This window comes from Deinococcus taeanensis (assembly GCF_020229735.1).
Lineage (GTDB): Bacteria > Deinococcota > Deinococci > Deinococcales > Deinococcaceae > Deinococcus > Deinococcus taeanensis.
Window position 1 is genome coordinate 149,263 of sequence record NZ_CP083459.1, and the last position, 20,394, is coordinate 169,656.

General features: G+C 65.5%; 11 protein-coding genes and 1 pseudogene. 5 read left to right on the forward strand and 7 right to left on the reverse strand.

The window, feature by feature from the left end:
* Positions 1 to 121: 121 nt before the first annotated feature.
* The 5 genes from LAJ19_RS20160 to LAJ19_RS20180 all read left to right on the forward strand — a co-directional run bounded on the left by LAJ19_RS20160 (position 122) and on the right by LAJ19_RS20180 (position 7,029).
* Positions 122 to 1,102: a LacI family DNA-binding transcriptional regulator gene (locus LAJ19_RS20160; RefSeq protein WP_225524793.1), complete on the forward strand. Its 981-nt coding sequence runs from the start codon at positions 122 to 124 to the stop codon at positions 1,100 to 1,102.
* Positions 1,099 to 2,328 carry an extracellular solute-binding protein gene (locus LAJ19_RS20165; RefSeq protein WP_225524794.1) on the forward strand — a complete coding sequence of 410 codons (1,230 nt, stop codon included), beginning with the start codon at positions 1,099 to 1,101 and terminating at the stop codon, positions 2,326 to 2,328. The genes LAJ19_RS20160 and LAJ19_RS20165 overlap by 4 nt, the downstream gene beginning before the upstream one ends.
* Positions 2,329 to 2,435: 107 nt before the next feature.
* A complete protein-coding gene (locus tag LAJ19_RS20170; protein ID WP_225524795.1) occupies positions 2,436 to 3,533 on the forward strand; it encodes a carbohydrate ABC transporter permease in 1,098 nt (365 codons plus the stop codon).
* 34 nt (positions 3,534 to 3,567) lie between these two features.
* On the forward strand, positions 3,568 to 5,106 hold the full coding sequence (locus tag LAJ19_RS20175; RefSeq protein ID WP_225524796.1) for a carbohydrate ABC transporter permease: 1,539 nt from the start codon (positions 3,568 to 3,570) through the stop codon (positions 5,104 to 5,106).
* Between the two features lie 39 nt (positions 5,107 to 5,145).
* Positions 5,146 to 7,029: an amylo-alpha-1,6-glucosidase gene (locus LAJ19_RS20180; RefSeq protein ID WP_225524797.1), complete on the forward strand. Its 1,884-nt coding sequence runs from the start codon at positions 5,146 to 5,148 to the stop codon at positions 7,027 to 7,029.
* Between the two features lie 318 nt (positions 7,030 to 7,347).
* Here LAJ19_RS20180 and LAJ19_RS20185 read toward each other — a convergent pair whose 3' ends face one another.
* The 7 genes and pseudogenes from LAJ19_RS20185 to fdhD all read right to left on the reverse strand — a co-directional run bounded on the left by LAJ19_RS20185 (position 7,348) and on the right by fdhD (position 20,390).
* Positions 7,348 to 8,229: an ABC transporter substrate-binding protein gene (locus tag LAJ19_RS20185; RefSeq protein ID WP_225524798.1), complete on the reverse strand. Its 882-nt coding sequence runs from the start codon at positions 8,227 to 8,229 to the stop codon at positions 7,348 to 7,350.
* A gap of 532 nt (positions 8,230 to 8,761) precedes the next feature.
* Positions 8,762 to 10,372 carry a winged helix-turn-helix domain-containing protein gene (locus LAJ19_RS20190; protein WP_225524799.1) on the reverse strand — a complete coding sequence of 537 codons (1,611 nt, stop codon included), beginning with the start codon at positions 10,370 to 10,372 and terminating at the stop codon, positions 8,762 to 8,764.
* Between the two features lie 165 nt (positions 10,373 to 10,537).
* Positions 10,538 to 14,254: a tetratricopeptide repeat protein gene (locus tag LAJ19_RS20195; RefSeq protein ID WP_225524800.1), complete on the reverse strand. Its 3,717-nt coding sequence runs from the start codon at positions 14,252 to 14,254 to the stop codon at positions 10,538 to 10,540.
* A gap of 139 nt (positions 14,255 to 14,393) precedes the next feature.
* The gene (locus LAJ19_RS20200) at positions 14,394 to 15,527 is read right to left on the reverse strand and encodes a S8 family peptidase (protein ID WP_225524801.1); all 1,134 of its coding nucleotides are present in this window, start codon (positions 15,525 to 15,527) and stop codon (positions 14,394 to 14,396) included.
* A gap of 12 nt (positions 15,528 to 15,539) precedes the next feature.
* Complete coding sequence (locus LAJ19_RS20205) at positions 15,540 to 16,868, reverse strand: S8 family peptidase (RefSeq protein ID WP_225524802.1); 1,329 nt, start codon at positions 16,866 to 16,868, stop codon at positions 15,540 to 15,542.
* A gap of 1,093 nt (positions 16,869 to 17,961) precedes the next feature.
* Positions 17,962 to 19,504 (reverse strand): annotated as a pseudogene (locus LAJ19_RS20210) (L-lactate MFS transporter).
* Positions 19,505 to 19,538: 34 nt separating this feature from the next.
* The gene (gene fdhD / locus LAJ19_RS20215) at positions 19,539 to 20,390 is read right to left on the reverse strand and encodes a formate dehydrogenase accessory sulfurtransferase FdhD (protein ID WP_225524804.1); all 852 of its coding nucleotides are present in this window, start codon (positions 20,388 to 20,390) and stop codon (positions 19,539 to 19,541) included.
* Between the last annotated feature and the right edge of the window lie 4 nt (positions 20,391 to 20,394).

The following is a 20,394-nucleotide window of genomic DNA, read 5'->3' on the forward strand; positions in this document are numbered from 1 at the left end:
TGACTTCATCTGAAAAAGGCTCACAATGCTTTTGTAACCGATTACAAAAAGAGTTGAAGCGCTGTGGTGCGGCGCTGGCCTTGCCCGTCTTGTAACCGGTTACAAAGGCGACACTGATTCCATGAAGAGCGTCCCCACCCGCCCCACCATCGACGACATTGCCACCGCCGCCGGCGTGAGCAAAGGCACGGTCAGCCGCGTCATCAATGGGCATTCCACCGTCGCCGCCCGAACCCGCGAGCGCGTCGAAACCGTGATGGCGGAGCTCGGCTACGTGCCCGACCCCGCTGCGCAGCACCTCAGCTGGCGAACCGGCCACACCCTCGGGCTCTCCTTCGCGGTGAACGACCCCATGCTCAGCCCGTACCACGTGCTGTTCCGCACCGCCCTGGAACAGCACACCGCGCCCCTCGGCCTTCAGATTGTCAACCTCCAGGCGAACCTCGCCGCCATGGCCCGCCTGCCCAGCGCGGTGCTGGTCATGCACGCCATCGAGCAGGACGAACGGCTCGCCCTCCTGCGCTCGCGCCAGGTGCCCTCCGTGCTCATCGGGCACCACCCTCACAGCTTCTGGGTGGCGCCCGACGACGAAGGCGGCGCGTACCTCGCCACCAGCCAGCTGACCCGCGCCGGCCACACCCAGCTGGCCTATCTGGGCAGCGGGCCAAGCCAGGTGGCGCAGGACCGGCAGAACGGCTTTCTGCGCGCCGCTCAATCCGGCGGCACCAGGGTCACCCTGATCGAGTCGGACTTCACGGTGCTGGGCGGCTACCGCGCCGTCCGCCGCGCCTGGGAGGCGGGCAGCCGCTTCACCGGACTCTTCGCGCAGAGCGACGAGAGTGCAGTGGGCGCCATCGCCGCCCTGGAGGACCTGGGCCTGCGCACCCCGGCGGACGTGTCCGTGGTCGGCTTTGACGGCCTGCCGGAACTGCCCCTGCCGGTGCGCCTGAGCACCGTCGCCCAGGACATTCCCCGAATCGCGCGGACAGCGCTCGACCTGATGAAAGAAGCCATCTCGGGGCAAGCGCCCCGTGGCGAATACATCCCGGTTCAATTCGTTCCCGGCGCGACCATCGCGCCGCCCCCAGGAGGGAAGCTATGACTATCCGGAAAGTGCTGCTGCTTGGTCTCGCCCTGCTCGCCTCGAGTGCCGCCGCCCAGAAAACCATCCGCATTACCGGCTACGGCGGAACGGACCAGACCCTGCTGACCGACCTCATCAACCGCTTCGTCAAACCCACCATGGCCAAACAGGGCATCACCGTGGTGTACCAGCCGCTCCAGGGCGACTACAACAAGGGCCTGACCACCCTGCTTGCGGCCAACACCGCCGGCGACGTCATGTACCTCCCGGCCGAGACGCTGGACGGGTTCGTGGCGACGAAGAAGATCCTCCCCCTGAACGGCCTCGTGTCGACCACGCCCTTCATCAAGAGCCTGAACACGGCCTTCACCCGTGACGGCAAGCTGTACGCCATCGCCAAGGACTTCAACACCCTGACCCTGGTCTACAACAAAGACCTGTTTGATGAAGCGGGCGTCGCCTACCCCAGCAACAACGACACCTGGACGACCCTCGCCACGAAACTCACCGCTCTCAAGCAGAAGCTGGGCAGCGAGTACTACGGCATCTGCCTGCAACCGAACTTCGACCGGTTCGGGGCGTTCGCGTACTCCACCGGCTGGAAACAGTTCGACAGCAAAGGCAAAACCAACCTCGCCGACCCGGCCTTCGTTCAGGCCTTCAACTGGTACACCGGGCTTGCCAAGGACAAGGTCGGCGTGACGCCCAGCGAAGTCAGCACCGACTGGGGCGGCGGGTGCCTCAAGACCGGCAAGGTCGCGGTGGCCGTCGAGGGCGGCTGGGTCGTGAACTTCCTGCGTGACAACGCGCCGAACCTCAAGTACGGCACGGCCCTGCTGCCGAAGAACGACGCCACCGGCAAGCGAGGCAACTTCCTGTACACCGTGGGCTACGCCATCAACGCCAGCACCAAAAACCGCGCCGCGGCCGTGAAGGTCCTGAACCTGCTGACCAGCGCGCCCGCCCAGCAGTACGTGCTGGAGCAGGGTCTGGCCATCCCCAGCCGCACCGCCCTGATCAACAACGCGTACTTCAAGAAGACCGAGGCCGGCGCGCAGAATGCCCGGCTGGTGTTCGAAGGCGCCGACGACGGCAACGTCCGCGCGTTCACCTTCGGCCCAAAAGGTCCGGATTGGGGCAAGCCCATCAATGAGGCGCTCGCGGCCGTGCTGAGCGGACAGCGCAGCGCCGCTGACGCCCTGAAAAAAGCCCAGAGCGACATGACCACCTTCCAGGGACGCTAAGTCAGCCGGGCAGGGGAGGGGGCAGCGGTTGCCTCCCTCCTCCGCCTGCAGGCCGGGCCCTGCCAGCAGCGGGACCCGGCCGTCTGTTCACAGGAAAGGTGAACTTCATGACGCGAAAAAGCCAGGCCACAACCACCGCGTACCTCTTCCTGGCGCCGTTCCTGATCACCAGCGTGATCTTCTTCTTCTATGCCTTCGCGCGGGCCATCTATTACTCGTTCACCGACTTCAATCTGTTCAATACCCCGAAGGTCATCGGCCTTCAGCCGTACCTGGAAGTCCTGTCGGACCCCTCCTTCCGGCGCGCGCTGACCAACAGCCTGGTCTTCTCCCTGGTGACCACCACCCTTCAGACGATTTTTGCCCTGCTGATGGCCGTGGTCCTGAACAACCGGCTGCGCGGCATGACGTTTTTCCGGACCGCGTGGTACATGCCCAGCATCACCAGCAGTGTCGTGATCACCCTGATTTTCCTGTGGCTGTTCCAGCGGCGCGGCGTGGCCAACTACGTGGTGACCCAGTGGCAGACCTTCCAGCCGCTGCTCCTGACCCTCCTGGGCGTGACGCTGCTCATCCAGGTCGTTCAGGTGCTGCTGGAACGCCGCGCCGGACACCCGGCCGGCTGGTTCGACCCGGCCCTCGCCGCGACCAGCGTGCTGGGCGCCGTCCTCGTCACTGCCCTTCTGAATGTCCTCGGGGTGGTCGGGCTGCGTGAGGTGCCCCCATTCGATTACCAGTATTTCGCCGACAAATGGATCACGGTCGGCGGAGCGCGGGTGCTCAGTATTCCGATGCTGGTGATCATCATCCAGAACACCTTCACGACGGTCCCCACGCTGATGCTGTTCTTTCTCGCCGGTCTCCAGGGCATTCCCGGGTCCCTCTACGAAGCGGCCGACATCGACGGGGCCACGCCCCTTCAGAAACTGATGAACGTGACCGTTCCACAGCTGCGCCCGGTGACGTTCTACGTGGTCACCGTGGGCCTCATCGGCACCATGCAGATGTTCGACCAGGTGGCCGTGATCGGCAGCGCGGCCCCGTCGGAAACGCTGATTACCCTCGCGTACTACGTGTACACCAACACGTTCAAGGCTGGCGCGGCCCCCGTGAACATGGCTTCCGCCGCCGCCATCATCCTGGCCCTGATCATTCTGGCAATGGTGTTCGTCCAGCGCCGTTTCTTCCCTTCGGAAGTGCGCTGATGACCGGCGCCGCACGCTTCTCCGGGAGGCCCGCATGACTGTCATTCAGGTTCCGCCCCGCTCCGGGCGTTCTGCCGGCGCGGACGAACGCTGGCTGGCCCGGCGCCGCTGGGCCCGCGCCGGGTGGCTGTACGCCTTCATGCTCGTGATGAGCTTCTTCTTCCTGGGCCCCTTCCTGATGGGTCTCCTGAGCAGCATGAAAGATGACCCCAACGAGTACCCCCCCCGGCTCCTGATTCCTCAGCTGAGCGTGGCGTCGGTCCGGCAGGCCTACGCCCTGGGCGTGCAGGGCGGCGCTGACGGCTGGAATGGTGGCCTGCGGCCCGGCCGCACCGTGACCTTCGAGGTGCAGGTGCGCTCCCCGGCAGGCGCGCCTCAGACGCCCCCGACGGTCGCCTTGTTTCCGTACCAGCCGGTGAGTCTGGTCAGCACCACCCGGTTCGCGCAGGCCAAGGATTTTGCCCAGGTGCAGCTGACGCCGGCCGGCACGCGGGGAGACGTCCGCACCTACCGGGTGACCGTCCGGACGCCCGTCCTGACGCGTCAACCGGGCCGCCGGGTCGACGGTGTCCTCGCCGCGCCGGATGGCGACCGCCTCACCGCGGCGCTGCCCGGGGGCCGGGTGGTGCCGGTCACGCTCGATACCCCGCAGGCGCAGGAAGTCCAGTTCACCCTGCCTCAATACCAGCCGGTCGAGCTGATCGAACGCGCCGGCACGTACTACCTGCGGGGCCCGGTGTTCGAGCGGACGCCGCTCCAGGTCGACGTTCGACGGGGCCAACAGGTGCAGGGCAGCACGCTGCCGCCCAGTGACCGGCAGAACTTCGGCCGCTCCCTGGCCTTCCGGAACATCACCCCAGGCATCCTGGGCTACACCTTCAACAACTACCGCCGGGCGTTCAAGGAGACCACCAACCCCGCGAGCGGACGCAGCCTCTTTTTCTCCTGGGTGCTGAACTCGTTCCTGTACGCCTTCCTGCGGGTCGCCGCCGCGGTGGTGTTCTGCTCCCTGGCGGGGTACGCCCTGGCCCGGCTGAACTTCCCGGGCAAGACCCTGATCTTCCTGGGGGCCGTGCTGTTCGCGCAGATGGTACCGAACCAGGTCAATCTGGTCAGTAATTACGTGCTGCTCAAGGACCTGCATCTCCTGAACATCTGGGGCCTGTGGTTCAACGGCCTCGTCGCGGCGGGCGGCGTGTTCCTGATGAAGCAGTTTTTCGAGGGCATGCCGCGCGAGCTGGAAGAATCCGCCTCCATCGACGGGGCCGGACCCTTCACGACGTTCTGGCGGGTCATGCTGCCGCAAGCCGGCCCGGCGCTCATCGCCCTGGCCATCACGCAGTTTCAATCGGCCTGGAACGACTTTTTCTGGCCGCTGGTGATTCTGCGCGAGAACACCGACTTCACGCTGACCGTCGGCCTGTCGAATTTCCGGGAGCTGTACGGCGGCCAGGGGGATTACGGGTTGATTCTCGCCGGCGCGGTGCTGAGCGCCCTACCGGTGCTGGTCATCTTCATCGTGTTCCAGCGGTACTTCGTGTCCACCGGTGCCGACAGCGCCGTCAAAGGCTGACGCGCCGCTCCTCCTTTCCTTGGCTGTACAGGTGTCCTTATGCTGACTGAACGCACGGTCCTGAAAGAAAACGATCTGTATCTCGTGGCGGACGCCCACTACCAGGTAGCCGAGGGCGAAAGCGGCCTGTACCGGCGCGACACGAGGTTCCTCCACCAGTACGCCTGGCAGCTCGATGGAAGCCGGCCTCAGGTTCTGGTGCAGCACGAGCGCTGGCCGTTCTGGCTGCACGCGCAGCTGGCCAACGCGAATGTGGGGTACACCATGCGGGTGGGCCTGAGCCGGGACCTCCAGCTCACCGCGACCGAACTGCGCGACACCCTTGAGGTCACGCTGTACCAGCCCGGAACCCACCGGCTGACCCTGACGCTCGGGGCGGACTTCGTGGACATGTTCGAGGTCCGCGGGTGGCCCCACGGGGCGCCGGCGCGCGAGGTGCGTACGCATGAAATTCAGGGCGGGGTGGAGTTCTCCTACACCGCCGCCGATGGCCTGCGCCTGCGAACCCGGGTGGTGACGGAGCCCGCGGCGCAGTGGACCGGCGCCGCCCTCGAGTGGACCCTCAGCTCCTCGACGCAGGTGAAGGTCCGGGTGTACGCCTTGCAGGACGACGAAACCCCAGTTCGGGGTGACCCGGAGACCCTCGCACAGGAGTACGCGGCGTTGCACGCCCACCTGACCCTGCCCGACCCGCTGGACCAGCGCGTCCTGAACCGCAGTCTTCAGGACCTGCGCAGTCTGGTCTTCGGGACGGACGCCGGGCCGTTTCCCGCCGCGGGCCTGCCGTGGTTCGTGGCGCCGTTCGGCCGCGACAGTCTGATCATGGCGCTGCTGCTGCACGAACACCGCCCGGAACTGGCGTTGAGTGTAGCCCGGTACCTGGCCGCGCGCCAGGGCACGAAACATGATCCGGTCACTCTGGAACAGCCGGGCAAGATTCTGCACGAGGAACGGGTGGGTGAACTGACCCGGATGGGTCACACCCCACACCGGCCGTATTACGCGACAGCCGACGCGACGCCACTGTTCGTCTGGCTGGTCGGGGAACTCAGCCACCGGCACCCCGAACTGGCCCGGGAACTGCGTCCCCACTGGGAGGCCGCCCTGGCATGGCTGACCACTTTCGGTGATCCGGACGGAGACGGCCTGATTGAGTACACCCCCGATCCAGGCGGCATCACCAACGCCGTCTGGAAGGACAGCAACGATTCAACGTTCACGGAAACGGGGGTGGATGTCAGCGGTCACGTGGCGGTCATCGAAGTGCAGGGGTACACGTACGCGGCGTACCGGGCAGCGGCCGGCATGTACTACGGCCTGGGCAACCCGGAACAGGCCCGGATGTGGGAGGCGCGAGCAGCGGCCCTGCAACGGACCTTTCAGGAGGCCTTCTGGTGGCCGGAGCGGGGCTACTACGTTCACGGGCTGAACGGAGACAAGCAGCCGCTGCGGGTACTGGTCAGCAACCCGGCCCACACCCTCTGGACCGGCATCATCCCGGTGGAGCGCGCGGCGCAGGTGGCGCGGACGGCGCTGTCCGAGGAACTGTGGAGTGGATGGGGCATCCGGACGCTGGGCGTGAACGAGGTGCGGTACAACCCGGTGTCGTACCACAACGGCAGTGTCTGGCCGCACGACACCGCCGTCGCCGCACTGGGCATGGCGCGCTACGGTTTGACAGCCGAAGCCCGGCAGGTCGCGCGCGCCCTGTTCGACGTGGCGCGCTGGGCTCCTGACGCGCGGCTCAGTGAGTTGCTCGCCGGCTTCCCTCGTCAGGACGGTCCGCCCGTCCCGTATCCCGCGGCGTGTCATCCGCAGGGCTGGGACGCGGCGATTCCCCTGGCGCTCGCGTTCCTGCTGACCGGCCACCCCGGGGATGAGGAGCACAGCGACGCCGCTCACGCGCCAGCCCAGCGCACCTGAGTGAAGCGCCGCCGTCCCGCTTGGGCGGGAGAACGGCAGTGCCCTCCCCGGTGCCCCGTTCGTTGAGAAGCGCGGCGTGTACGGCTGCGAAGTGGCGGTCAAGCCGGAGCATCAAGCACAGAAGAAGGCGGCCCGTGGGCCGCCTTGATTTCTCTAAGATAGAGCGGTATTCAGCTTCTGTCAACCTTATCCACCGGGTGGCCGTGGGTTGCTCCTCACGACGCGCGGACGAATCCGGTCTGATGGAATGGCGGCGCCCTCTGCGTTGTCAGTGCAGACCATCTGCATGGAAGGCGGCAGGGTTATGCGCTTCGGTGCTTACTTTGCTGCTTTCCCCGTGAGGACCCGGCTGGTAAAGATGTCGCTGAGGATGCCTTCCAGCCCGATCACGCCGCGGCCCTTGGCCCAGCGGTCGCGATTGAAGGTGTACACGCGGTTCTGGCGGCTGGCGGGGAGGGCCCGGACCAGGGCTTCAGCCTTGAAGCGATCAAATGCTCCCTGGTGCTCGTCGTTGAACAGGACGATCAGGGTGTCCGGGTTGAGGGCGGTGAGGCCTTCAAGCGACACCAGGTACTGGGTCTGGTCGTCGCGCATCCGGGCAGGATTGTCGCGTCCGAGTGCTTCGAGCAGGCTGCCCACGTAGCTTTTGTCGCTGTGTACATAGAACCCGTTGGGGGTCAGCACGCCGATGACAATCTTACCGGCCTTGGCACTGCTGGTGGCCTTCGCTTTTGAGAAGAGGCTCTTGTGATCGGCCAGAATGGAGCGGCCCAGCGCTTCTTTGCCGACAATGCGGCTGATGATGTCGAACTGGTCGAGTTGATCCTGGTAGGTTCCGCGGTAGGAGCGGAACAGCAGTGTCGGGGCGATGCGGCTAAGTTGCGGGTAGAGGGTCTTGTGTTCGTTCTCGTCGGCGATGATCAGGTCCGGCTTGAGGGCCAGGATCTTTTCCAGGCTGGGTGCGTGCCGGTTGCCGACTGAAGGGATGGACGGTCCGTAGTATTTGCGCAGGTGCGGCAGCACTTCGGTGGCTGTATCGCCGTCGGCAACGATGCCGACGGGTTTGACCCCCAGTTTGGCCAGCGCGTCCATGAAGCCGAATTCCAGGACCACGATGCGTTTGGGCACGCTTTTGATTTCTGTGGTTCCGGCGAGGTGCGGCACAGTGAGCGCGTTGGCGAAGAAGGAAAGGGCGAACAAGAGGGGGAGGGTTCGTAGCAGCACCATAGATCTCCTAATCCGATTGGATTAGTCGGAAATATAAGTGATGCAGGTTGCAATGGCAAGCAGACCCACAGCCCACGTCACTGAAGCGGCGGGCCCAGGAGGTCCGCCACAGCAACAACTCTGACTGCACAGGACCAGACCAGCGCCCATTGTTCACCGCGGCCGGACTGGAACGTCAAGCCGCAGGCCCCGCCACCTCCCACCCCAGGCGTCCGCGTTCTCCCAGCTCAACAGGGCATCCACTGAACGGCAGGACAACCTGAAAAGCCCGTCCTGGCCATGAGCGCCAGTGCGTCGTCCCGCCCGAAGCCCATCCAGCACCCCTCCGGACCCGTCACTGTCCCGGGGGGTCACCGGCGCCCAGGTCTGCCCATCCGGCGCAGCGGTTGTGGGTGCCCGACAGAGGCTGGACTGGTCCCTCATGCCGACCAGAGCGACCAGGGTCCAGCATGGCGTCCGGTGGTAGGGCGGTCCTCCCGCACATGGGGATTGAGCTTCCCACGCCTCAGCCGGCAAGGCGGCGAGGCCCCCGGGGAACAGGCACCGATGACCCGGATGTTCCAGACGCCCAGGTGTTCTCGTCGAGCACAAGACTGAGAAGCTCCTTGGGGCCTGCCGCGTCACGCGGGTACTGGAGGACGATCACTGAAATCTCTTCCGGCGCGGCGCCGCTCTGCTCGCTGAGCCGCGTGACATGCCGTTCAAGGGCGTCTAAGGACTCACTGCTGCCTTTTGCCGGCAGAATCGCGTAGAGGTGAGCCCTGAGTTTATAAAGGTGGTCACCCATACGGATATTGGCGGGCAGGTGAGCCTTCTGTCGAACTGCTGGCGCAATGCGCAGAAACAGGACGTCGACCCCTGGGTCCTCACGGTCAGCCTGCTGCGCGGCCCTGTCAAGGTCATGCAGAAACTGTCGCTCGTTCAGCACGGCGCGCCGGGCGGAGGCTCTGGCCGAAAGCCCGGACGGAGGAACCACGCCCGGCCTGAACGCGCCAGCGAGATTCGCCGCCTGCAGCAGCGGGGGACGAAGAACGGCGGTGAGCACTTCCAGCGTGTGCTGCTCCCCTGACGTCCAGTCCGGCCGGTTCCTGGCCCGCATCACCACGAAATGCAGGGGAGGTTCGCCGTGCCGCCTGGACAGGGCGAACACAGCCGCGCCGCCCAGTGAACCCGGACCGGCAGGCCAGGTGACTGCGGCCGGGTCATGGCGCCGCGTGTGAGATGACACGGCCTGCCGCAGGGCGCGCGTATCGAGCGCCAGGGACTGCGGCGATTGCGTCAGCACCTGGCCTGCGGCATCAGTGATGGCGACTGCTTCAACGCCGAGGCTCTGCTGTAAAATGGTCTGTACGAGCGAAAGCGCGTCGTCTCCGGTCAGGTTGCCCAGTTCCTGAGCGACCCTGGTGACCAGTTTCAGGTCGAGGGCGTCGTTTGCCTCTGCCTCGCTCCGTCCTGGAACGGTGCGGCTGGCCGGCAGAAAGCGGTAGCCGACACTCCGGACCGTGTCAATAAACGTTCCCCCGAGTTTTTTGCGGAGCTTCTTGACAAAGGTGTCCACCACGCGGCCGTCCCCGGTGTAGTCACTCTGCCAGACGCGGTCGAGGATCTCCGTCCGGGTGAACACGCGGGTGGGGGAGCAGACGAACAGTTCAATCAGGGCAAACTCGCGGGCGGTGAGGTCAACGGGTTGGCCGTACAGGCTGACCGTGCGGGCCTCTAAGGAGACGTGAAGGCCGTCGATGGAGACCGTGTCCTGCTCTCCCGCTCCCTGGCCGAGGGCACTCCAGAGGCGTTGCTCGAGTTTTGAGAGGTCCGTCGCGGGGCTGATGAAGTGCAGTCCGATCTCGGCATTTGGAAGTGGATAATGGGTGATGCGGTCGGTGACCACGAACACCGTGATGCCCCTGAGGTTGTCGGCATGCTTCAGCAGGAACTGCTCCATGGCGCACAGTGTCACCGAGTCGCTGGGGTACGCCATGATCACCGGGTAGCGGAAGGCGCTGTACATGGCGATCAACTCATCGAGCGACTTCGCCTGGTCGCAGATGAAGCCGGCCTGCCGAAGTGGCTGTGCGTGCGTTGTGTTCTCTGCTGTGCTGAGAATCAGTATCTTCATCCGACTCCGGGCCTGTTCACGAGAAAAGCAAGAATCTGGCTAGGCGGCCACCTGCTGGACCGGCCTTGGCGCCCGCGTCAGATCAGTTCAGGCGCGAACGCTTTTCCAGTCAGCTGGCCTCACTATGCGGCCCGGATTCTTACTGCCATCTCACATGCCAGTGCTTTAGGACGCCCTAATGCAGTCCCGGCCGGCATGTTTGGCCTCATACAGCTTCTCGTCGGCCAGCGCGAGCATCCGCTCGTGATTGGCCACGTCCGTGCGCCCGCAGACGCCCTGGGAGAGGGTGACCTTGAGGTCCGGGTGAAGTTCGTGCCACGGGTAGGTCCTGACCCTCTGGCGGATGCGTTCGGCGAGTTCGCAGGCTTCTTTCGGCTGCGTTCCCGGCAGCACGATCAGGAATTCCTCGCCGCCGTATCTGCCCACGCGGTCGTTCTTCCGGCAGGCGTCCTTGAACAGCCTGGCGGTGATCCGCAGCACCTCATCCCCCACGGGATGAGAGAAGCGGTCATTGATCTGCTTGAAGAAATCAAGGTCGATCATGAGGACCGACAGCGGCCTGCCGGAATGCTGGTGCTGTTCGAACTCCTGGGCCAGATGCTCTTCGATGTGGCGGCGGTTGAACACCCCGGTCAGTCCATCCTCACGCAGTTGCCGCTCGAGCATCTTCGACTGTTCCTGCAGCGCTTTGAGGAGCGCCGTCTTCTCGCTGTTGGCCTTCTCCAGTTCGACGTTGGCGGACGCCAGTTCGACGGTACGCAGCCGGTACGACTCGGCGGTCGCCCGCGCCCGCTCCGCCTGGTGGTGGGCCATGAGCGCTTCGGCGCGGCGGATGCTTTCACGCTGGTAGAGTTCCAGGTCGCGGTCATGCGCGACTTTCAGGTGAGCAAGTGCCTGGGGGGACTCGCCGTTCGCTTCGTACGCCGCGGCCAGTGTCCGGTGAGCCTCCACGCTGAGCCGGGCGGCCTGCATCTCGTCTGCGGCTTCGACGGCCTCTTTGGCCCGCGCGAGGGCACACTGCAGCTTTCCGCTGTTCAGCAGCCCCTGAGCGTAGCGCAGGGCCGTCCATACGGTCGCTTCGGTGGTTCTGCCCTCTAGTTCTTCGCAGGCGATGCGCCACGCCTCCGCGTGCAGGTCCAGTGCCTGTGCGGCGTTGCCCTGCATGTCCAGGGCGCGTGCAAGCGTGGAGGTGGCCACCATTTCCAGCTCGTGATGGGTGGCGGCCATCGCCAGGCGGCGGGCCTGAGTGGCGTGCTCAGCGGCGGCCTGCCACTGCCCTGCTTCCAGGCACGTGTCGGCGAGATTGTAGTGGCACAGCAGCATTTCAAACTGATTGTGTTCCTCGGTGTGAACCGCAAGCGCTTCAAGGAAGGATTCGATGGACTGAACGTAATTCCGCTGATGCTTGTACAGCAGACCAAGGTTGTTCTGTGCCTTCGCCTGCCACTGCTTCTCCCCGAGCTGTCTGGAGATTTCCAGTGCCCGCAGGCAGTACTCCACAGCGCGTTCCGTGTTGTGGGTGGCGTCGTGCGCGATAGAAAGGAGATTTGACACGGCGCGCTCAAGGCCAGGGTCATGCAGGCGCTGCGCGACCTCAAGGGCAGGATGCAGCAGGTCGAACGCCTCCCCGAACTGCTGGGCCTGAAGACAGGTCATGGCCATATTGCGCTGGCAGTACGCCACGCCCTGTTCGTAATGCTGCTCCTCTGCAAGGCGCAGCGCTTCCTGCGTGAGCGCCACGAGACGCTCGGGGTCCGTGTTCCTCAAGGCCCAGGCTTTTTCGGCCAGTTCATCCACCTGGGCAGTCACGTCCGCGTCTCTGGCGAGCAGTGGGTCGGGGAGTCCCGGCATGACCCGCACGGCGCTGGAGGCCGGATCAGGCGCCGGGCTCTCGACGTTCAGGTCAAGGCGACCTTCACGGGCCAGGGTCAGGAACACGTCCACGACCGCCGGGTCGAAGTGCTTTCCAGACTGGCTTTCAATTTCAGCCAGAGCCCGTTCCAGGTCCCAGGCGTCCTTATACGCCCGGTCGGTCGTGAGGGCGTCCCAGACGTCCACGACCGCGACGATTCGCCCCTCGAGCGGGATGGCCTCTCCCCGGAGGCCACGGGGGTACCCGGTACCGTCCCAGCGTTCGTGATGCGTAAAGGCGATGATCTCCGCCAGCTGGAGCAGCTCGGACTGCCCGCCGGTCAGGACGCGGGTGCCGATGGTGGTGTGATGCTTCATGATCTCGAATTCGTCAGGGGTGAACCTGCCGGGCTTCATGAGGACCGCGTCTGGTATGCCAATCTTGCCGATGTCATGCAGCCGGGCGGCGAGCCGCAGCAGCTCCACCTGTTGTCCAGGAAGATTCAGAGCCTGCGCCAGGCGCGCGGTGTACTCGCCTACCCGGGTGGTGTGTTGCCCCGTCTTGTCGTCGCGGTACTCGGCCGCCATCGCCAGACGCTGCACGGTTTCGTACTGCGCCTGCTCCAGTGCCAGCGTGCGCGCCCGCACTTCACGTTCGGCTTCTTCCTTGGCGCGCATCGTGATGTCGTTCAGTTGCCGGTACATATCCGACTGGGTTCGCGCGCGTTCCAGTTCCACCTGATCAGTCACGTCGCGGTGACGGCGCTCGCTGTCCTCATGGAACAGGGCACGCTGGGCCTCCACCACCTGTTCGTGCAGCGCGAACGCCTCGTCCAGCCGCCCGGCGTGGCGGTAACAGCGGGCGAGGTGGAAGCGCGCGTCGATGCCTTCGCGCCTCATCTCGGCCTCGTCGGCCAGGCGCGTCGCCTCTTCCAGGTGGGTGATGGCCGCCGCGTACTGTCCGCGCTCGGCATGCAGAACGCCAAAATGAACGAGCGCCTCCGTGATGCTGGGCACATCGGGAATGGCCCGCGCGACATTCAGCGCTTCCTGCAGGGTGGCCAGGGCGAGGTCATGCTGCCCCAGCGCGTGGTAGACCATGCCCAGGGCGTCGAGCGTGCCGGCTTCCTCCCGGCGCATGCCATGCAGGCGGGTGATCTGCAGCGACTGCAAAAAGGCGCTGAGCGCCTCCCGGTGTTCACCCAGGGTCTGGTACAGCAGTCCCAGCTCGTTGTTGCCGGCTGCCATACTCACGTAGGTCTCGGTCCGCTCGCCGGCGGCCAGGCCGGCCAGGAGGGATTCGCGCGCCTGGGCGTGGTTCCCGAGTTCACGGTGAATTTTCCCGACGTTGACCAGGCACATGCTCAGCAGGCCGTCCTCTTTGACGTCACGGGTGCGCAGGAAGGTCAGGCACCGGAGGAAGCTGTCGAGCGCATGCGAGTAGTTCCCGAGACTCTCGTGTACGAGGCCGAGATTGTTGAGGGTTTTGGCGTGCCCGACAAGGTCACCCGCGCGCAGCTGCGCTTCGGCCGCCTGCTCCAGAATGGGCACCGCCGCGCTGTAGCGGCCCTGACGGAAGCAGAGCACCGACTTGATCTTCAGGGCCTCAATGAGGGTGTGGTCGACAGGGGCGTCTTCGGCAATCCGGATGACCTCGTCGCACAGGTCCAGCGCCTGACCGGGCTGGTCCTGTGCGACGGCCAACTGCGCGCGGTAGAGCACGACCCCCGCATAGAGCGTGAGGTTGGACGCCTGGAGGTAGGCGCTCGCGGCGCGCTGCGCGAGCCGGTCCGCGCGGGCAGGCTGGTCAAGCGTCTGCTGGCACACCGCCTGCAGTTGCAGCGCCCGGCCGTATACCAGGGAGTTCCCCGCCGTCTGGGCGCGGCGCGCGACCCGCGTGGCAATCATGGACGCCTGTTTCGGATTCTGCTGGGTGAGCCCTTCCGCTTCCATCAGGAGGAGATTCATTTCATCGTTCGCGACGAGATGAAGCTTCGTGGATTGTTCCTGAGGTGCGCTTCTGGCGGTCATCGGGTCCTCCGGGGAGACAGGCTCACGCTCTAAAGTCTAAAGGCGGAAGATCCAGTCTAGTCTGGACTGCCGCCCCGGCCCGGTCCTGCGTGTCCGGTCTGACAGGGGGGCGCACCACGTCACCGCGGCCCGCCCTCCTTCACTTAATGCTGTTCAGCCACGCCTGCACATCAAGGGCGCCGTTCCCGAGGGCCGGCTGGCCGCCGGTAGCGGTTTTGTTGTACGGGAAGACGTTCATGGCCGTGGTGTTCATCTGCAGCCCAAGCTTGCCCACGTAGGCAGGGTTGTACTGCATGCCCAGCCCCAGCGCGAGTGCTCCGGCAATGATCGGCGAGGAGAACGACGTGCCTTTCACGCCACAGACAGTGCCGCCCGGGCACGCCGTGCTGAGCCACTGCCCGGGAGCCAGCAGTTCCAGCTGGTTGCCGTAATTCGTGAACGACGTCAGGGTGTAGTCGGCGTTGATCGCCCCGGTATTCACCGCGTACTGCCCAAGCGTGTTGTTCTGCACGCTATTCCGCCCCGGGTAGGACACGTTGTTCTGGGCATTGTTCCCGGCGGGCAGCGTCACGTAGACACCCTTGGCCGTGGCGTTGCCGATGGCTGTCGTCAGGGTGCTGTCCACGTCCGCCACCGCGGAGATGTTGATGATCCTGGCGCCTTTGGAAACGGCGAAGTCCACGGCCCTGGCCAGGGTGGTGGAGTACCCGGCGCCGTCGGCATTGAGGGCGCGGATGGGCAGGATCATGGCGTCCGGCGCGACCTGCAGCACAAGGCCCGCGACGGCCGTGCCGTGACCGGAGGCCGCGCCACCCGCGAGGTCGTCCGGAGTACTGTCGTTCGAAACGAAGTCGTACCAGGTGGCCGGGTCGGTCAGTTTCCCGGCAAAGGCCGGGTGGCCCGTCTCGATGCCGGTGTCAATCACCGCGACGACAATTCCGTTTCCGAGCAGCCCACCCGCGCTGGCGGCCGAAGCGACCGCCTGACCTTCGGACAGGTGAATGGCGTTCCAGTCATCGACGTTGTCGGAGAACGTATTCAGGCGGCCATCGGGGGTGGTAGACGCCCACGCCCCGTAGGACCCGGAGGCCCAGGCGCCGTATGACTTGGTGGCCCACGCCCCGAATGAGCCGGAGGATTCCGCCGTTTTCATCAGCACGGCTGAATTGGCTCCACCTTGCGTGGTGAGGGTGGTGGGGGTGGCGTGTGGTGCTGTGCCGCACGCCACGAGCGCGACGGTCAGGCCCAGCAGAGCAGCGGTGCGTCGATTCATCGTCCACTCTCCTTAACGGTATTTATGAATGAAGGCGTACGCGTCGATCGTACCATAGCCCATCTGGGTGCCGTACTGCGAGTCATTCACCGGTTTCGCGGTCGCGTCGAGGTTGCTCATCAACTGCGTCAGCGCGGTGCTGCTGGTTTCGGTCACGCCCGTACTGAGCGCCAGGGCGATCACCCCGGACACCACCGGCGTCGAGAAGGACGTCCCCGTCGCACTCACCGTTCCCCCTGCAGGGAAGGCCGTCGTGATGGATTCCCCCGGGGCGCTCAACTCCAGGTTGTTGCCGTACACACTGAATTTGGCCTTGGTGTTGCCTTTTGTCACGGCGCCCACGCCGACCGAGCCCGAGCCCTGCGTGTTGGTGCCGTCTGCCGGCACCGCCGGGTACAGCACGTTCGTGTCCCCGGTGTTGCCCGCCGCCGTGACCACACGGACGCCTTTGCTGATCGCGTCGGTGATCGCCTGGTTCATGGCTGCCGAGTTCTGCGACGTGCCCAGGCTCAGGTTGATCACCTTGGCCCCCGAATTCACCGCGTGGGTGATGGCGGCCGCGATGCTGGCCGTGTCGCCCACGCCGTCCGGGTTGAGCACCCGAATGGGCAGAATGGTGACGTTCGGCGCGACCTGCAGCACGATGTCCGCGACCGCCGTGCCGTGGCCGTACCCGTTCGAGAAGCCGCCGGTCGTGTCGCCGTTGACCTCCTGCGGCAGGGTGTCCCCGTCGACGTAATCCTTGGCGTTGGTGGTGTCGAGCTTGCCCAGGAACGCGGCGTGATTCAGGTCGATGCCGCTGTCGATCACGGCGACCTTCACGCCCTGCCCGAGTTCCGGCACGAGGGTCTGTGCGCTGCTGAGGTTGATGACGTCCCACAGGGGAACGTTTTCAGAGAAGGTCGTCGCGCCGGTGGTTGACCCGGTGGACCACGCGCTGTACCCGGTGGACCACGCACTGTAGCCGGTGGACCACGCGCTGTACCCGCTGGCCCAGCCGGCCGTGCCCTGTTCGGCCACGCGGAAGGCTTTGGTGTTCTGCTCCACGGCCGTGTCGTACTTGCCACGCGTACTGCTGTCGTTGGCAATGGTGGCCGTGCCGGCCAGGGCGTCATAGCTGAGGACCAGCCCGGCATACTGCGTGGCGAGTTGAGCGGCGGTGGTGCTGCTGGGCACCTTGGCCAGGGTGTGGACATATTTGTAGGTGCCGGGCAGTGTCGCCGCGCCCAGCCCGTGGAGCGGCGTGCCGGTAGGGGTCGGCCCGCGTCCGCAGGCAGCGAGGAGACACATGACGGCGAAGGTCATGGGCGCGTGCTTGAGACTGCGCGGTGCGGTGTGCATGGGGGGCCTCCTGGGGTGAGCGTGGGTGCGGCGATGTCGGTTCTGGTGCGGTGTCCCGCGAATGAGATCGTTTAACGACGCATGGTTGTTCTGCCACCAGTGTGCGGCCCTTCTGTGTCCCTCCTGTGAACTTTAATTGACTTAAGGAACAATTAAGGTCAGCTTGAACTCCCGGCCCGCGCAGTGCTTAAGGGGGTGCCCCTTGATCGAGCCCCCACTACCACGCAGGGTGGCGCCTGGCAGGACAGCCAGATCAGTGAAGCCCGTGTCCGCGCCCTTCAGTCAGGTAGGCCCCCTGAAAGAGGCGGCCAGGTGCAGCAGAGGTGAGTCAGGCCGAGTTCAGACACCGCCCAGTGTTCGCTTCCTGAACCTCGAACGCTGCTCCTGCCCATGGTGACCCGCTGCCCCGGAGCCCCAGAGTCAGCCTGGGCGCGAGCGCCCCCTGAACCCGCTGGGCGTCCCCCGCCCACCGCACCCCTGACCGGGCGCAGGTGAACCCAGGCCGCACGACCGATTGAGTTCACCGCGGCGCTGCACGCCAGCCGCGACCCTGTGAGGGCCGAACCACAAGAGGCCCAGGACCGGCATTCTGCCTGTCGGCCAATCAGCAGGCTCAGTGTCACGTCGCAGATGAGGGGGTCTGAGGTGCCTCCCTGCGCTGCTTCATCCTGGGCTGCGCCTGAATCCGGGCAGAACGGGGCGGGGGAGTGCCTTGGCCTGCTCCGGACCGGGGCGCTCTGTCCACTCCCAGTCCATGAATGGAGGTGGTGATCATCCTCGCAGAAGCAATCAGGCACGCTGAGGAAGCTTCCTTCACGGTTCAGCGGCTCCAGACCCTCGTGTGCGGCCCCTATGAACGGTCATCAGGGGAGGTACGTCAACTGCGCCACCGTCCGCTGCGTGAGGTGGTCAAGTCGCCTGCCGTCTCAGGACGCGGCGTGTCGACCGAAAAAACAGCCCGCAGCGCGGGCTGCGGGCACCTGTGAAGCAGTGGCCTCAATCGTTTCCTTTCTACAAGAAAGCACGTTACTTGAGCCGGGTATCCATGAAGCCACGGGTTTGGACTGACGGTCAGCCTGGAGTCGACCCGGGATCAGCGGAAGAGTTCGATGACTTTGATCAGTGTTTGCCAGATGGCCCAGAGCATGGGTACGGCGACGATGATCCAGGCGAGAGCGATGGTGGCAGGCGGCGTCTTCTGTTCATGCATAAGCTTGGCGCTCCTTTCCTCAGTCATTGGCCGAGGCGGGGCTGCCCATGGTCGGGTCAGCGTGGAAGCGTGCGGCCACCGGACGCACCAGCAGGTTGGCAATAAAGCCCACCACCAGCAGGGCCGCCATGATCCACATCACCGTGGAGTAGGCCTGTGCGGCGGGCACGCCCGCAGCAATCTGCCGGTCGCGGAAGCCGTTGACGAGCAGCGGCCCGACGATCGCGGCGGCACTCCACGCCAGCAGGAGGCGGCCGTGAATGGCGCCCACGTTCAGTGTGCCAAACAGGTCACGCAGGTACGCCGGAATCGTCGCGAAGCCCCCGCCGTACATGCTCAGAATGACGCAGAAGCCCGCGACGAACAGCGGAAGGCTGGCCATCCGCCCGAACAGCGGGATCAGGAAGTACAGCACCGTGCCCAGCAGGAAAAAGATCATGTAGGTGGGCTTGCGCCCGATCCGGTCGGAAGTCGAGCTCCACAGGAACCGTCCGCCCATGTTAAAGAGGCTCAGCAGCCCCACGAAGCCCGCAGCGGCCGTGGCCGTGACCCCACGACCGGCGCCCAGCACCGTGTCACTGAACATCTCCTGAATCATCACGCTGGCCTGACCCAGCACGCCGATGCCGGCCGTCACGTTACAGAACAGAACGGTAAACAGCAGCCAGAACTGCGGCGTGCGGAACGCCTGTTCCACAGTGACGTTGTGCGAACTGATCATGCCGTGCGTGGCCGCCTCGGTGGGCGGAGTCCACCCGTCGGGTTTCCAGCCTTCGTGCGGCACCCGCACCAGGAAGGCCCCGAACATCATCAGGGCGAAATACAGCACCGCCATCGTGATGAACGTGGGAACAATCCCGAAGTTGGGCCCGCCGTACGCGGCCATCAACGAGGTGCCCAGCGGGCTGCCCAGCAGCGCACCACCGCCGAAGCCCATGATGGCCATGCCGGTGGCGAGGCCAGGCCGGTCCGGGAACCACTTGATCAGGGTGCTGACCGGACTGATGTAGCCCAGCCCGAGCCCGATACCCCCCAGCACGCCGTTGCCCAGAATCACGAGCCACAACTGGTGGGTGGATACGCCCAGGGCCGCCACCAGGAACCCGGAGCAGAACAGCAGGGCCGAGGTGAACATGGTGCGCCGGGGGCCCACGCGCTCCACCCACTTGCCGAACAGCGCTGAACTGGCGCCCAGAAAAAACAGGGCGACCGAGAAGATCAGGCCGACCTGCACCAGGGACCAGTCTCCTGGCGCCCCGGTGTCTGCCTTGAGGTCGCCACTGATCAGGCGGCTGAGCGGCTTGTTGAAGACGCTGTAACCGTAGATCTGTCCGATCGACAGGTGAACGGCCAGTGCGGCGGGGGGCACCAGCCAGCGGCTATAGCCAGGTGGGGCAACAGAATGCTCACGATCCAGAAACGACATGCCAGCCTCCTTGAAGGATGAGAAAAATTTGAATTCAGGAATGAGAAACAGCGGGACCGGTTACGCCTGGCAGGCTCAACCGCTCCGGCAGGGAATAGACGTTGAAACGCCGGGTGCGGGTGAACCCGACGAGGGTGATTCCAAAACTCTCGGCGACAGCGACGGCAAGACTGCTCGGCGCTGACACGGCGCAGATCACGCTGAGGCCCGCCATGGCCGCCTTCTGGGCGATTTCGAACCCGACGCGGCCACTGACCACGAGGACGTGATTCGTCAGGGGCAGAAGCTTGCGCTTCAGCGCCCAGCCGACCAGCTTATCCACCGCGTTGTGCCGCCCGACATCCTCCCGCACCACCAGGGCCTCACCCTGCGGCGTAAACAGCCCCGCGCCGTGCAGGGCGCCCGTGGCACTGAACAGGACCTGCTGTTCCCCCAGGCGGCGCGGCAGATCACAGATCAGCTCCGGCGTGAGGGGGCCTGCAGTCCACACGCCTGGGGCGGCGCGCATGGCCAGACGCTCGATACTGCCCGTGCCGCACACGCCGCAGGCGCTGCTCGTGAAGGTGTGGCGTGACAGGGCAGCCAGCGCCTCCAATCCCGAACGCAGCTGCAGCCGCATGACGTTGGGCTGGGTCTGGTCTCCCTCGCACCAGGGCGCCATGGCCAGAACGTCTGACGCCTGCTCAATCACGCCCTCGGCGTACAGCAGGCCCAGGACCAGCTCCTCATCGTGACCCGGAGTCCGCATCGTCACGCTGACCGGACGTTCCTCCTCCCCAGCCACAAGGCGGAGCTCCAGGGGTTCCTCCGTCACCAGCTGGTCTGCCCATGCCGTGACGGCCTCACCATCAAAGGTCAGGAGGGGGTGAGGGGTCAGGCTCAGCATGACG